This window comes from Paraburkholderia sp. JPY419, from assembly GCF_050435705.1.
Classification (GTDB): Bacteria; Pseudomonadota; Gammaproteobacteria; order Burkholderiales; family Burkholderiaceae; genus Paraburkholderia; species Paraburkholderia youngii.
Genome location: NZ_JBNDKV010000003.1, coordinates 312,836 through 327,265 on the forward strand (window position 1 = coordinate 312,836; position 14,430 = coordinate 327,265).

The 14,430-nt window shown below is 61.8% G+C and carries 8 protein-coding genes and 5 pseudogenes; 9 read left to right on the forward strand and 4 right to left on the reverse strand.

What is annotated here, in order from left to right:
• Positions 1 to 248 precede the first annotated feature (248 nt).
• The 4 genes and pseudogenes from QFZ91_RS24935 to QFZ91_RS24950 all read left to right on the forward strand — a co-directional run.
• Positions 249 to 1,382 (forward strand): IS110 family transposase, encoded by a 1,134-nt coding sequence (locus QFZ91_RS24935; protein ID WP_429568801.1) that lies wholly within the window; start codon positions 249 to 251, stop codon positions 1,380 to 1,382.
• A 483-nt stretch (positions 1,383 to 1,865) separates the two neighbouring features.
• Positions 1,866 to 2,597, forward strand: a pseudogene (locus QFZ91_RS24940) (IS5 family transposase); the annotation flags it as partial.
• Positions 2,598 to 2,710: 113 nt separating this feature from the next.
• Positions 2,711 to 4,033: an IS5 family transposase gene (locus QFZ91_RS24945; RefSeq protein ID WP_429522490.1), complete on the forward strand. Its 1,323-nt coding sequence runs from the start codon at positions 2,711 to 2,713 to the stop codon at positions 4,031 to 4,033.
• A 34-nt stretch (positions 4,034 to 4,067) separates the two neighbouring features.
• Positions 4,068 to 4,166, forward strand: a pseudogene (locus QFZ91_RS24950) (IS5/IS1182 family transposase); the annotation flags it as partial.
• Positions 4,167 to 4,613: 447 nt separating this feature from the next.
• On the opposite strand, the gene QFZ91_RS24955 reads toward QFZ91_RS24950, so the two are convergent.
• The 4 genes and pseudogenes from QFZ91_RS24955 to QFZ91_RS24970 all read right to left on the reverse strand — a co-directional run bounded on the left by QFZ91_RS24955 (position 4,614) and on the right by QFZ91_RS24970 (position 8,235).
• Positions 4,614 to 5,687, reverse strand: coding sequence for an IS110 family transposase (locus QFZ91_RS24955; protein ID WP_429568802.1), 1,074 nt, complete (start codon positions 5,685 to 5,687; stop codon positions 4,614 to 4,616).
• Positions 5,588 to 6,571, reverse strand: a complete 984-nt coding sequence (locus QFZ91_RS24960) for an IS110 family transposase (RefSeq protein WP_429568803.1) — start codon at positions 6,569 to 6,571, stop codon at positions 5,588 to 5,590. Before QFZ91_RS24960 ends, QFZ91_RS24955 begins: the two co-directional genes overlap by 100 nt.
• Positions 6,572 to 6,642: 71 nt before the next feature.
• Positions 6,643 to 7,215 (reverse strand): annotated as a pseudogene (locus QFZ91_RS24965) (helix-turn-helix domain-containing protein); the annotation flags it as partial.
• A 189-nt stretch (positions 7,216 to 7,404) separates the two neighbouring features.
• Entirely contained in the window at positions 7,405 to 8,235 is an 831-nt protein-coding gene (locus QFZ91_RS24970; RefSeq protein WP_429568804.1) for a helix-turn-helix domain-containing protein, read from the reverse strand.
• A gap of 163 nt (positions 8,236 to 8,398) precedes the next feature.
• On the opposite strand from QFZ91_RS24970, the gene QFZ91_RS24975 reads away from it, so the two are divergent.
• From QFZ91_RS24975 to QFZ91_RS24995, 5 genes and pseudogenes are all read left to right on the forward strand, one after another.
• Positions 8,399 to 9,748 (forward strand): tetratricopeptide repeat protein, encoded by a 1,350-nt coding sequence (locus QFZ91_RS24975; RefSeq protein WP_429568805.1) that lies wholly within the window; start codon positions 8,399 to 8,401, stop codon positions 9,746 to 9,748.
• Between the two features lie 41 nt (positions 9,749 to 9,789).
• Positions 9,790 to 11,047: pseudogene (locus QFZ91_RS24980) on the forward strand (MFS transporter).
• 11 nt (positions 11,048 to 11,058) lie between these two features.
• Positions 11,059 to 11,965 (forward strand): annotated as a pseudogene (locus QFZ91_RS24985) (LysR family transcriptional regulator).
• 633 nt (positions 11,966 to 12,598) lie between these two features.
• On the forward strand, positions 12,599 to 13,432 hold the full coding sequence (locus QFZ91_RS24990) for a substrate-binding periplasmic protein (protein WP_429568806.1): 834 nt from the start codon (positions 12,599 to 12,601) through the stop codon (positions 13,430 to 13,432).
• A 163-nt stretch (positions 13,433 to 13,595) separates the two neighbouring features.
• Entirely contained in the window at positions 13,596 to 14,429 is an 834-nt protein-coding gene (locus QFZ91_RS24995) for an amino acid ABC transporter ATP-binding protein (protein WP_429568807.1), read from the forward strand.
• Position 14,430: the final 1 nt, after the last annotated feature.

Consider the following 14,430-nt stretch of genomic DNA (forward strand, 5'->3'; position numbering starts at 1 on the left):
GAGTCCACCTTCAAATGCTTGGCCGGTCTCTGTGTGCGCTAGAGTTCGGCTGACCAAATTATAGGAACCGAGTGATCTCTGGAGTAGATACCTTCGTCATATGTGCGTCACCGCACTAGCGCTCCCCCCCGGCGTCAGAATAGATGTCATGTTGTTTGATTCTTAGATGCTATGTGGGAGGGCAGCGGCAGTAAGCCCACCGGAGTAAAACGGAGTTGCACACTCGTTTTCTTCGAAGGAGCACGCAAATGGATGCGCCTGACACAGCCCTCGGTGGGCAGAATACGACGGCAGGTGGCCGCCTGTACATGGCTTTTGAACTGGGCGAGAGGAGCTGGAAGCTCTCACTTGGTGATGGCCGGCGCGCGCCCAGCCGTTACACGGTCGCCGCAGGCGATACCACGGTAGTCCTAACCGCGATCGCTAACGCCAGAGCGCGTTGCCATCTGGGCGCCGACGCACCCGTCTACAGCTGTTATGAAGCCGGCCGCGACGGCTTCTGGCTGCACCGCTGGCTGAGCGAACAGGGCATCGTCAATCTCGTGGTGGATTCTGCCAGTATCGAGGTGAACCGCCGTGCGCGCCGCGCCAAGACGGACCGGCTTGACAGCGACAAGCTGCTGTCGATGCTCATGCGCTATTACGCGGGCGAGCGGCGGGTGTGGGCAGTAGCACAGATTCCCACGCCCGAGCAGGAGGACGACCGGCGCCTGCACCGCGAGCTCGAACGCCTGCGGAAAGAGCAAACCGCGCACACCAACCGGATCCATTCCCTGCTGGTACTGCACAACCTTCGGATCAGGTATGTCGGCGGTCGTATCTGGACACACTGGTGGACCCGTCAACGCGAGCTGCTCGCGCCCGGTCTGCGCGCCGAGATTGACCGCGAATATGAGCGGCTCGCGCTGGTCCGTCAGCAGATCCGCCAGCTCGAAGTGCAGCAGGACCGGCAGGTGCGTAGCGGCGCACATCCCGGCATGGCGCTGCTCGCACAGCTCGCGGGCATCGGTGCGGGCAGCGCGTGCACCCTCGTCAGGGAACTGTTCGGCTGGCGGCAGTTTCGCAACCGCCGCCAAGTGGCCGGCTGTCTGGGCCTCACGCCCACCCCATACGCCAGCGGGACCAGCGAGGTCGAACTCGGTATCAGCAAGGCGGGCAACCGGCGATGCCGCTGGCTGATGGTAGAGCTCGCCTGGAGCTGGCTGCGCCTGCAGCCCGGCAGCCAGCTCAGCCACTGGTTCAACCAGCGCTTTGCCGGCGCCGGCAAGCGGCTGCGGCGAATTGGTATCGTCGCGCTCGCACGCCGTCTGGCGAAAGCGCTGTGGCGCTGTCTCGAACACGGCGAGATTCCCGCTGGTGCGATACTCAAGCCAACACCGTGAGGGGCTGAATAATCATTAACGACATCGGATGTAGCGACAGCATGTAAAGGTCAACGCGCCCGAAACACGCTCGGGCTACCCGCTGCGGGTGGCCGTTTCCCTAGATGGGGCGCGTCGGTAACAGGGTAGTGCCAGCGCTTCGCGCATGCGCCATGAGGTGACCGGCCTGCCAGGTCGGCACGGATAGAAGGTCGACCCGGCATTGGCCGGTCAACACACACCCTGACCTGAATGACATTGACACGCCAGGCTACGGTAACGTGTACGTGAGAAGCGTCGGTCCCGTGCTTTACGGAATGGTCTCTACGGCCAGCCTGCGCCTGGTCATCAATGGTGACCGCGCAGGCTGGCCGTAGAGACCGGACGACGAGGAAGAGGTTTACTTCGGATAACAGATTTTTATCTCTTCAACAGGGCTTGACTTTCAGCTCCCCATAGAAGAGCGTGTTAGGAACTTCGATTGAGACCTGGTATCCTGGCGGGATGAAAAGAACCGACCGCAAAGGGTATCCGACAGATGTGTCGGATGAGGAATGGAGTTTCGCGGCGCCGTATCTGACGCTGATGGACGTTGACGCGCCCCAGCGCAAATACGAACTGCGCGACATGTTTGATGCATTGCGCTGGATGGCTCGTGCCGGCGCGCCGTGGAGGATGCTGCCCAATGATTTCCCGCCGTGGGAGCTGGTGTATCAGCAGACTCAACGCTGGCTGCAGGCTGGCTGCTTTGAGAGCATGGTGAGCGACCTGCGCTCGGTGATACGCGTGGCACAGGGCCGTCGGGGACAGCCCAGCGCGGTCATCCTCGATGGCCGCACGATACAGTCGACCTGCGAGAGCGGCCCGCGTGCGGGCTATGACGGTTATAAGCGGCAGCGCGGTAGCAAGGTACATATTGCAGTAGACACGTTGGGACAGTTGCTGGCGGTGCACGTGACCCCCGCCAATGAACAGGAGCGCGCACAGGTAGCGGAGCTTGCGCGGCAGGTCCAGCAGGTAACGGGACGAACGGTCAAGGTGGCATTTGCCGATCAGGGATACATGGGCAAGGAGCCAGCGCAGGCTGCATTCGACGAGGGCATTGACCTTCAGGTGATCAAACTCGAAGAAACGAAAAAGGGTTTCGTTCTGCTCCCCTGCCGGTGGGTGGTCGAGCGCAGCTTTGGCTGGCTCAACCGTTTCCGGCGTCTCGCACGTGACTATGAAGTCGAGCCTGATCAATTCGGAGAGCCTTGCGTGGCAGAGCTTTGAGGCCGAATTGGTGTTGTGAGATTTGCAGGATCCTGGCACATTAACGTGAGAATCCTGCATTTTTCGACGAGGTGCGAATGGGTCCGAAGACGCCTGTGACGGAGGGAGATTTTTTCCGCCAGCCACTGCGCGAACAGATCAACCTGAAGCATCCGTTGATACGTTTGGCCGACCTGATCAACTGGGAGCGACTGGGCGCATCAATGAGCGAAAGCTTTGTATCGCGCAAGGGACGACCGGCGACATCGCCGAGGCTGATCGCCGGGTTGCTGTATTTGCAGCACGCGTTCGACCTGTCCGACGAAGAGGTCGTCTGGCAATGGGTAGAGAACCCGTACTGGCAGGTGTTCACCGGCGAGACCTACTTGCAGACCGAACCTCCGATCGACCCATCGAGCCTGACGCGTTGGCGCAAGCGAATGGGCGAAGCCGGCGTTGAAGAGTTGCTGGCCGAAACGATCGAAGCAGCAAAACGCGCTGGCGTGATCAAGGCTTCGAGCGTCAAGCGCGTGATTGTTGATACGACCGTCATGGAGAAGGCGATCGCCCACCCAACCGATTCGCGCCTGCTCGAACGGTGTCGCGAACATCTGGTGAAAGCCGCGGCACGGCACGGTCTGAAACTGAGGCAGAACTACAACCGCGAGGCGCCGCATCTGGCGCTGCAGATTGGCCGCTACGCTCACGCGAAACAGTACAAACGCATGAGGAAAGCGCTGCGCACGCTGCGCTCGCGCGTTGGACGGGTGATGCGCGATGTGGAGCGGCAGGTCAACCAGGTGGCCGACCTAGGCTGCGCTGAATTAACGGAACTGATCGCCCGCACGAGACGCATTCTGGCGCAGAAGCCGAAGGACAAGAACAAGCTTTATGCGCTGCATGCACCGGAAGTCGAGTGCCTGGCCAAGGGCAAGGCGCGCAAGCCGTACGAGTTCGGGGTGAAAGTTTCGATCGCGACGACCCACAAGGAAGGACTGGTGGTTGGCATGCGCTCGATGCCAGGCAATCCGTACGACGGGCACACCCTGGCTGAAGCGCTGGAGCAGGCGGCAATCCTGTGCGACGCCACGCCGGAGGTCGCCATCGTCGACCGTGGCTACAAGGGTGTCGCCGTCGATGGTGTGAAGATCTACCACCCGGGCTTGCGGCGGGGCATTACACGCGGACTACGCGCGATGATCAGACGGCGCAGCGCAATCGAGCCAGCAATCGGTCACATGAAGACAGACGGAAAACTCGATCGCAACTGGCTCAAGGGTGCGCTCGGCGACGCGATGCACGCGGTGATGTGCGGCGCAGGACACAATCTACGGATGATCCTCAGGAAGCTGCGGCTTCTTTGCGCCTTCATTCTGACCGCCTTGTTCAACCACCGACTTGCTCGGCTTCAATCCCCGTAACTACGGTGCTCGGCAAAACGAATTGTTCAGGACGGACTATGAACGGCTTCCCGAAACTCTCGCTGGGCTTCATTTCGTCGTCTTCGCAATGCTCATGCTTGTCCACGCCGTGCCAGTACTTCAAAGTTCCTAACACGCTCTTCTATGGGGAGCTGAAAGTCAAGCCCTGTTGAAGAGATAAAAATCTGTTATCCGAAGTAAACCTCTTCCTCGTCGTCCGGTCTCTACGGCCAGCCTGCGCGGTCACCATTGATGACCAGGCGCAGGCTGGCCGTAGAGACCATTCCGTAAAGCACGGGACCGACGCTTCTCACGTACACGTTACCGTAGCCTGGCGTGTCAATGTCATTCAGGTCAGGGTGTGTGTTGACCGGCCAATGCCGGGTCGACCTTCTATCCGTGCCGACCTGGCAGGCCGGTCACCTCATGGCGCATGCGCGAAGCGCTGGCACTACCCTGTTACCGACGCGCCCCATCTAGGGAAACGGCCACCCGCAGCGGGTAGCCCGAGCGTGTTTCGGGCGCGTTGACCTTTACATGCTGTCGCTACATCCGATGTCGTTAATGATTATTCAGCCCCTCACGGTGTTGGCTTGAGTATCGCACCAGCGGGAATCTCGCCGTGTTCGAGACAGCGCCACAGCGCTTTCGCCAGACGGCGTGCGAGCGCGACGATACCAATTCGCCGCAGCCGCTTGCCGGCGCCGGCAAAGCGCTGGTTGAACCAGTGGCTGAGCTGGCTGCCGGGCTGCAGGCGCAGCCAGCTCCAGGCGAGCTCTACCATCAGCCAGCGGCATCGCCGGTTGCCCGCCTTGCTGATACCGAGTTCGACCTCGCTGGTCCCGCTGGCGTATGGGGTGGGCGTGAGGCCCAGACAGCCGGCCACTTGGCGGCGGTTGCGAAACTGCCGCCAGCCGAACAGTTCCCTGACGAGGGTGCACGCGCTGCCCGCACCGATGCCCGCGAGCTGTGCGAGCAGCGCCATGCCGGGATGTGCGCCGCTACGCACCTGCCGGTCCTGCTGCACTTCGAGCTGGCGGATCTGCTGACGGACCAGCGCGAGCCGCTCATATTCGCGGTCAATCTCGGCGCGCAGACCGGGCGCGAGCAGCTCGCGTTGACGGGTCCACCAGTGTGTCCAGATACGACCGCCGACATACCTGATCCGAAGGTTGTGCAGTACCAGCAGGGAATGGATCCGGTTGGTGTGCGCGGTTTGCTCTTTCCGCAGGCGTTCGAGCTCGCGGTGCAGGCGCCGGTCGTCCTCCTGCTCGGGCGTGGGAATCTGTGCTACTGCCCACACCCGCCGCTCGCCCGCGTAATAGCGCATGAGCATCGACAGCAGCTTGTCGCTGTCAAGCCGGTCCGTCTTGGCGCGGCGCGCACGGCGGTTCACCTCGATACTGGCAGAATCCACCACGAGATTGACGATGCCCTGTTCGCTCAGCCAGCGGTGCAGCCAGAAGCCGTCGCGGCCGGCTTCATAACAGCTGTAGACGGGTGCGTCGGCGCCCAGATGGCAACGCGCTCTGGCGTTAGCGATCGCGGTTAGGACTACCGTGGTATCGCCTGCGGCGACCGTGTAACGGCTGGGCGCGCGCCGGCCATCACCAAGTGAGAGCTTCCAGCTCCTCTCGCCCAGTTCAAAAGCCATGTACAGGCGGCCACCTGCCGTCGTATTCTGCCCACCGAGGGCTGTGTCAGGCGCATCCATTTGCGTGCTCCTTCGAAGAAAACGAGTGTGCAACTCCGTTTTACTCCGGTGGGCTTACTGCCGCTGCCCTCCCACATAGCATCTAACGCCGCAATTGAAGGTTGTGCGCCGCCGCGGACTTGCTGCTCCTGAAATCCCTCAAGCGTCTTGATTTGGTGGATGACAAGTGAGAGTCGCTCAAATTCACGCTCGATTTCGGCACGCAGAGCGGGGAGCAACTGCTGAGCGTGCTCGGCCCACCAGCGGGCCCAGTTACGACCGCCTACGCGCTCTACGCGCAGGTTATGCAGTACCAGAAGCGATCGGATCCGGTTGATGTGAGCGGTGCGCTCGTGTCGTAGGCGCTCGAGTTCACGATGCACGCGTCGTTCATCTTCCTGCTGTGCGCTTGGGACTCGCGCGACTGCCCAGACCCGACGTTCGCCAGCGTAGTAGCGCATCAGCATGGAAAGCAGCTTGTCGGCGTCAAGGCGGTCGGTCTTCGCACGTCGGGAGCGTCGGTTTACCTCGATACTTGCCGAATCGACGACGAGATTGACAATCCCTTGTGCGCTTAGCCAACGGTGCAACCAGAAGCCGTCGCGGCCCGCCTCATAGCAGCTCAGCACCAAGGTGTCAGGGTGCAGATGACAGCGAGCTCTGGCTTTCGCGATAGCGGACAGGACGGAAGCGGTGTCGCCGGCCGCTACCGCGCAACGGCTGCGAGCACGTACGCCATCACCGAGTGACAGCTTCCAGTTCTTTTCGCCCAATTCAAAGGCGACAAACAGCCTGCAGGTGATCTCGGTTTCCTGTGCTTGCAGGGTTCTCTCGGGTGCGTCCATTTGCGTGCTCCTTCCGGGAAACGGTCCAGACAAACCGTTTTACTCCTGGGGGCTTACGCGGGCTGTCCCTCATAGCTGAAGGTCGACTCCGTCGCCGTGAAGTGCAGCGTCATCAGCCGTCCGGTCGCGTCGTCAATGAATACGAGCAGCGTGCAGGCGGGCGCCCGGTCCTCGAACCAGCGGTGATCGCTGCCGTCGATCTGCATCAGTTCGCCCAGACAGGCACGGCGATTACGCGGCTGGTACACCTTCGGCGGACGATCCCTGCGCGGCACCCACAGTCCCGCGGCAATCATCAGGGTGCGCACCGTTTCCACCGCCAGTTCGATGCCATGACATTCCCTCAGCTTCTCGCGCGCCGGCGTCGGCCCGAAATCCGCATAGCGTTCGCGGACCAGCGCCAGCGCTCGCTGCGCCTTGCCAGCAGGCAGCTGGTGGTTGCCTGCACGCCCACGCTTGCCTGACACCAGCCCGGCCACGCCGGCCGCGTCGTAACGCAACACCAGCCGCTCGACCTGGCGCACGCTCAGTCCCAGCCGCTCGGCGGCCTGACCCGGCTTGAGCCGGGACTCCCTCACGGCCTGAATGACCTTCAGCCGATCGATCTCATGCATCGTCATCGTGATCGTCCCAGTCGCGTTCATCGCCAGCTCCCTGAGCGGATGTCCGGCAGCCAAACTACCCAGAACACGACATTTCTATTTAGCGAGGCAGAACTGCGCGAGCCGAAAGATCAGCTTGCGTGACAAGCGGGAAAGCAATTGAAAGGCGGGGCGAATTGCACGGAAGATCCATGGTGATTCGCCCTCATTTCGTTGGCAAGCGCCAACGGCTTACACATTTGAATCCTGCTGCGACGGTGCGACAGGATCCGATGCGGTCCGCTCACTGCGGCCGCGCATGAAGGCCTGCGGGCTGCTGCCCAATTCAAGCCGGAATGCGTAGATGAAAGCGAACGTCGAGCTGTAGCCGAGTTCCAGCGCGGTTCGGGTGACATCCATGCCTCCGCCCAGCAGTTCGATCGCCCGAAAGAGCCGCAGCCTGCGGCGCCATGAACGCAGACTCATCCCCGTTTCCGCAACGAAGCGCCGCGCCAGCGTGCGCGCGGACATGCCCAGGCGTTGCGCCCACTCATCGGATCCGCGCGCATCCGCCGGATCCGCGTGCAGCGTCTCGCATAGCTGCGCGAGCGTGTCATCGCGTGGCCAGGGTAGGGCCGTCGGAAGTGGTCGCGCCCGACGCAACTGGTCGAGAATCAGTTGCGTGATTCGCCCGACATAACCGTCATCGTCTGGCTGTCCAGCTATCGCGGTGGCTTCGACTATGAGCGCCCTCAGCAGCGGCGATACGGCGAACACCATGGGACTCGCGCCCGCCAGAGTGCTGCCAGTTTCGTCGGCAATCCTGAGGCTGCGAAATTCCGAACCTAGCAGCGAGCCCACCCTGTGACGAAGACCCGTCGGCAGCCACACTGCCTGCTCGGGCGAAATGACGATCGACCCGCCTTCCGATATCACGGTCAGCGCGCCCGAGATCGCATACACCATCTGATGCCACTGGTGCGAGTGCTCCGGGAAAAAACGCTGGGCGGGAATGAATTGCGCGCGCACCGTCAACGGGTTCGGCGGCGCCGCGTCAGCGGGCGCTTCAATCGTTTCCCACATCACATGTCATCCGGTTGGCAGTTATTCGACATATTTTGACCACTCGTCGAAAGACTGTCATCCCAAAAATTGTTTTAATGAAGGTTCCCCCGCATTGGGTTCCCGCGCGCGATGAAGAATGCGCTGCGCACCACGGCCCAGGAAACTTGGAGTATTGCGCCTTATGGCTCGCCACGACCGATACGATCTGCCACTTTCGACCGACTCCGACCTTGCAGCGGAGCGATATCGAACGGGTATCGACCTGCTGCTGTCGCTATGGCCCGGTGCCAGCGAAGCATTGGACGCGGCGATCGCAGCGGACCCGGACTTTGCGCTGGCGCACGCGGCGCGCGCCCGGCTGCACGCGATCAGCGCACAACCGTCGCAAGCGCGCGAGAAGATCGCGACAGCGCAGGCTCTCGTTGCGCATCGCGGCACCGAGCGTGAGCGCAGTCATGTCGAGGTGCTAGCGCTCGCGATAGAAGGGCAGGCGCCGAAAGCGCTTGCCGGTGCATTGGCGCATACCGACAGATGGCCGCGCGACGTTGTGATTCTCTCGATGCCGCTCGGCGCGTTTGGGCTTTACGCGTTCTCTGGCATGGCCGACCACGATCAGGCGCGAGTCGATCTGTGCGAGCGACACGCACGCCATTTCGATTCCGACGACTGGTGGTTCCTCACTTATCGCGGCTGGGCGCATGGCGAGAATGGCGATGTCGGACTTGGTCGTACGCTCACGCAGCGCGCACTCGAATTGCGTCGTCATAACGTGAATGCGGCACATGCCGTCGCTCACGTTCTTTACGAGTCGGGCGCAAACGACGAGGCCCAGCATTTGATTGCCGGCTGGCTGCCGGCGTATCCGAAGGCTGGCGTGCTTCACGGTCACATTGCGTGGCACGGGTCGCTCATCGCGCTGGAACGCGGAGACACTGACGGCGCGATCGCGATCTACAGCGATCATGTTGCGCCGTCGGCGTCGAAGGGCACGCCCATCAACATCGTCAGCGACACGTCGTCGTTTCTGTGGCGCATGCAGGCATACGGCCATGCTGTTCCTGAAGGAATGTGGAATGACGCGGCGCGCTACGCATCGGGCTACTTCAGGGACGCGGGCTTCCCTTTCGCGGATTTCCACATGGCGCTTGTCGGCGCCGCGACGGGAGACACGCTAGCGGTCGAGCAGCGGGTCAACGCGCTCACCAGGCTGCTCGATGAAGGCCGGCTGCCTGCCGGTTCCGTAGTCCCGGACATTTGCCGCGCTTCGCTCGCGTTCGCAGACGGGCAGTACGCGCTCGCCGCGCGCATTCTCGAACCCGTCTCGCGGGATGTCGTGCGCATCGGCGGAAGCGGCGCTCAGCGCGAGATCGTCGAAGACACATTGCTTGTCGCCCTGATGCGAAGCGGCGAATTGAAGAAAGCCCACGCGCTGCTCGACAGGCGGCTGCACCGCCGCCCGTCGCCTCGCGACACCCGATGGCTGAACGAACTGCTGGCTGCGCAAACAGCGAGCGATTCGTCGAACCTCTGATGGTGGCGGCTCGGGAAAGCGAAACGGAGTCGGGCATCACGATGAAAGCGACGGGACCGCGCAGACTGCTGGTCGATAGCATTGGCCCCGTCGCGGCAATCTCGCTCGCGCAACTGTTCGGCACGGCGTTGTGGTTCAGCGCGAACGGCACCGCCGCCGACCTGATGAAGCTATGGCACGCAAGCGCAGCCGATATCGGCTGGCTGACGAATGCAGTCCAGCTTGGATTCATTCTCGGCACGCTCATCATCGCGTTGAGCGGCGCGGCGGATCGCTTCCGCGCGAGCAGCATCTTCGTGTGCAGCGCGCTTGCTGGTGCGATTCTCAATCTCTGTTTCGCGTGGTTCTCGACGGGACTCGTGAGCGGCGGCGTGTACCGGTTCGGCGTGGGCGTCTGTCTTGCGGGGATTTATCCGATGGGGATGAAGCTGATCGTCGGCTGGGCGCTGGACCGCACGGGTCAGGCCCTGGCGCAGCTCGTCGCGATGCTCGTGCTGGGCACGGCGCTGCCACACGCAATGCGAGTCATGGGCACAGGCTTTCCGTGGCAGCTCATCATCTCCGCGTCATCGGTGCTGGCCGTGGGCGGTGCGATCGTTATCGGGGTATTGGGAGAAGGGCCGCACTCGGAGATCAGGGTGCGCGCATTCGACGGCGGCGTTGCAGCGGGAGCATCTCAATCCTCCGTGATCGACGCGTTCCGCATCCCGTCATTCCGGGCGGCAACGTTCGGTTATTTCGGTCACATGTGGGAGTTGCACCTTCTGGACTGCCGTGCCGCTGCTCGTCTCCCATTCATCTCTCGTAACGCGTTTTCCCGGTATCGGCGTGCCAGCGATGTCGTTCGCGATCATCGGTATGGGTGCGGTCGGTTCGCTGGTGGGCGGTGTGCTGTCGCGACACATCGGGAGCGCGAAGGTGGCGACAGGCGCACTCGCGATATCGGGCTTTTGCTCTCTGACCTTTGCGCTCGGTTGGCGCTTCCTGTCTCCTGAATGGCTGGCAGCGCTCATGGCGATATGGGGGGCAACCGTCGTCGCCGATTCGCCACAGTTCTCCGCGCTGGCTGCGAGGGCTTGTCCGCCTGATCTCGTCGGAAGCGCACTCGCCATCCAGAACTCGATCGGTTTCGCCGTGACGGTGGTTTCGATTGCGATCACGACGTCGCTCTTCGAACGCGTCGGCCTGGACGCGACCTGGCTGCTGGTGCCAGGCCCCATGCTCGGATTGGCCGCATTCGCTGCGATGTCGCGGCCCACCCGCGCATCGGTGAGAACCTTCGGGACGCACCGCAGCTGAAGGAGCAAGACATGCTAGACCTCCAGTATCTGTCGATCGTCATGGAAGTCGACCGTCTCGGCAGTGTGACGGCCGCCGCCGAACGCCTGAATGTCACGCAGTCCGCTGCTGTCCCACATGGTCCGGAAGTTCGAGGAGCGACACGGCGTCAAGTTGTGGACGAAGAACGGCCGCGGATTGCGTTTCACGCACGCTGGCGAATATCTGCTGGGTCTCGCGGAACGCGTGATCCCCCAGATGGAACACGCCGAACGCACGCTGACCAATTTCGCCGAAGGTCGCCGCGGAGCGTTGCGCGTGGGTATGGAATGTCATCCGTGCCAGAAATGGTTGACGCGCCTGACGCCTCAATACCTAACCGCGTGGCCTGACGTCGATTTCGACGTTCGCACGGCCTTTCGCTTCGATGGCGTCGCTGCGCTGCTCGGCTACGAGATCGACATGCTGATCACGCCCGACCCCATCGACGTGCCTGACATCGTGTTCGCACCTGTTATCGACTATGAACTGATGCTCATCGTGCAGGACGAGCATCCGCTCGCCGCGCGCGAGTTTGCGCTGCCGCAGGATCTGATGAACGAGGAACTCATCACCGTTCCCGTCAGCAAGGAGCGTCTGCATATCTTCACGCGGTTTCTCGTGCCCGCGCATTGCAAGCCGAAGTATCACCGGACGGCGGAGCAGACGGAACTGATGCTGCAACTCGTCGCGGCTGGACGCGGCGTCGCGGTGTTGCCGGACTGGCTCGTAGCAGAAGAGGGCGAAGGGTTGCCTGTACGGGCCATTCGTCTGGGCGAGCCGGGTATCAGCAAATGCATCAACGTAGGTGTGCGGAACGGAGAAGAGGAAATCGCTTACATCGCGGGGTTTCTCGACCTTGCGCGAGAGCTCGGCGCGACGAGTAGTCGTCACGCTTAAAGCGAAGTACGTTGAGTCTTTGGAACCTCGCGGTTCGATCCGATGCACATACTTCTTTACTCAAGCTGCTTGTTGCGGTGTGGGTAACTCGAAGACGTTGTACAGGCCCCTACCACTCAGCCATGGGGAGATCGCTCGCTGCTGTTCGGGATCCGGACGGCAATCTGGTTGACTTCTTCACGGCGGTCAGCGCGGAGGCACTCGCAAGTACATGAAGGAGTGGGATGCGGCAGCGGGTTCCGCTGCCGCATCCCACTCGGTGTCCGACCGCTGTTCTCCCCCTTCCCCCAAACAGCGCAGTGCGCCTCCGGCCGGGCAAGTGAATCCCTACTCGCCTCTCCTGCAGACGCGGTGATCGTCTCATTACCAGGTTCATCTTGAGCCTGCCGAGCGAGTTTCCTGACTCGATGGGAAGGAATCGATGAGCTTGAGGTCGGCCGCGCGGTCTGGAGGAGCTCCTTTTTGTCTGACGAAACCGCTATGCGGCATGAAATATCGACTAGGGCAATTTCCTGGTTGACAGCTCCATTTATGATTTTCTAGGGTGCACACATCGTTGCACACATGGAGGCACGCAATGGTGTGTGGCACACGTGTTCCGTCCTCGGAAATACCCTTAAAGGAGAGGTCACCATGGTTCGGCTGTCCTGTTTTGTCCGTCAAACGTTCCTATCGTTCGTAGCGGTGGGTTGCGTCGTTGCAAGCGCGCCGTCGCACGCCGACGGAACCGCCGGCTGGGAAAGTGTGAAGAAGGCTGGCGTCCTACGTTGCGGCACCGCGGTTGCGCCGCCGTACGTCATGCGCGACCCGAAGACCGGCGAATACAGCGGCTTCTTCTCGGAGCTATGTCGCAACTTCGGGCAAAACGTGCTCAAAGTGAAAGTCGAGTTCGTCGATACCACGTGGGACAACATCGTCGCGGGTCTGCAATCGAACAAATGGGATCTTTCGATGGCGCTCAACGACACGCCGGAGCGGGAGAAAGCGATCTCGTTTTCCGCGCCCGCAACGGACTACAACGTTTCGTTCGTCTACAACAGGAACAACCCGAAGATCGCGAAGGGCGCCCATTCCATCGCCGAAATCGACAAGCCGGGTGTGACGGTCGCGGTGATGTCGGGTTCCGCGCAGGACAAGGCGATCACGGCCGTCTTCAAACAGATGCAAATCATGCGCTTGCCGGGTAACGACGAAACCCGCCTCGCACTGATGTCCAAACGTGCCGACCTTCTCGCCGACGCCAACATCACGAACATGCTGCTGACGGAGGCGCATCCCGACTGGGCCGTCGCCATTCAACCGAATCCGCCGCTCGCGCAGCAGGAAGTCGCTTTCGGTATCAGGAAAGACACGCCAGCTGCCGACATCGCGGTACTTAACAAGTACGTGAGCGAGCAGGTCAGCTCCGGCGCGGTCAATCGCCTCATCAAGACCTCCGTTCAATCCATGCTCGCTTCGAACAAGTGACGCTTGCTGCCATGTCGCGAGTGAGCGCGTTCGCTCGCTCGCGGCTGGCATCGCGATTTGCGTTTATGTGGCCGGTACCAGACGCAACGACATCGGCACATCCACGGTCGCGGGGTTCGACTCACCTTCGCGCGCGTAAGGCGCGTCCCGCTGGAGAGACTTCATGCTGTCATCGCAAACCATGGTTGCCCAATCTCACACGCCACCGGCTGTGGTGGACTTCACGCCGTCCACGATGGGCGATTTCGTGCAATTCGAGGATGTGTACAAGTCCTACGGCGAGAACCTGGTGGTCATGGACCACATGAATCTCGACATGCGCGCCGACGACCGCCTCGTGATCATCGGCCCGAGCGGAAGCGGCAAGAGTTCGCTGCTGCGCGTGATGATGGGACTGGAAGGCATTCAGGGTGGACGGATCGGCTTCCAGGGCAAGCCGTACATCTACGGTGCGGACTCGGGCCGCTCGAAGCGCATCGACGCCCGGCTGCAGAAGCAGATCGGGATGGTGTTCCAGCACTACACGCTGTTTCCGCATCTGTCCGTGCTGGGCAATCTCGTCCTCGCGCCGATGAAGGTCGGCGGCCTGTCCAAAGCGCAGGCCGCCGAGCGCGCCCGCATGTATCTCGCACGGCTGGGTCTGGAGAGCAAGCTGCATGCGTATCCGAGCCAGCTTTCGGGCGGTCAGAAGCAGCGCGTAGCGATCGCGCGTGCGCTGATGCTCGATCCGAAGCTGATGCTATTCGACGAAGTGACGTCAGCACTCGACCCGGAAATGGTCATCGAAGTGCAGAACGTGATGCTGCAACTCGCCGAACAGAAGATGGCGATGATCATCGTGACGCACGACATGCATTTCGCCCGCGATATCGCTACGCGTGTGGTGTTTTGCGCGAGCGGAAAAATCGTGGAGCAGGGCGCGCCCGCCGACATGTTCAAGTGTCCAAAGGAAGCACGCACCCGCGAATTTCTCGGGAAAGTGCTGCATCTCGACTGAG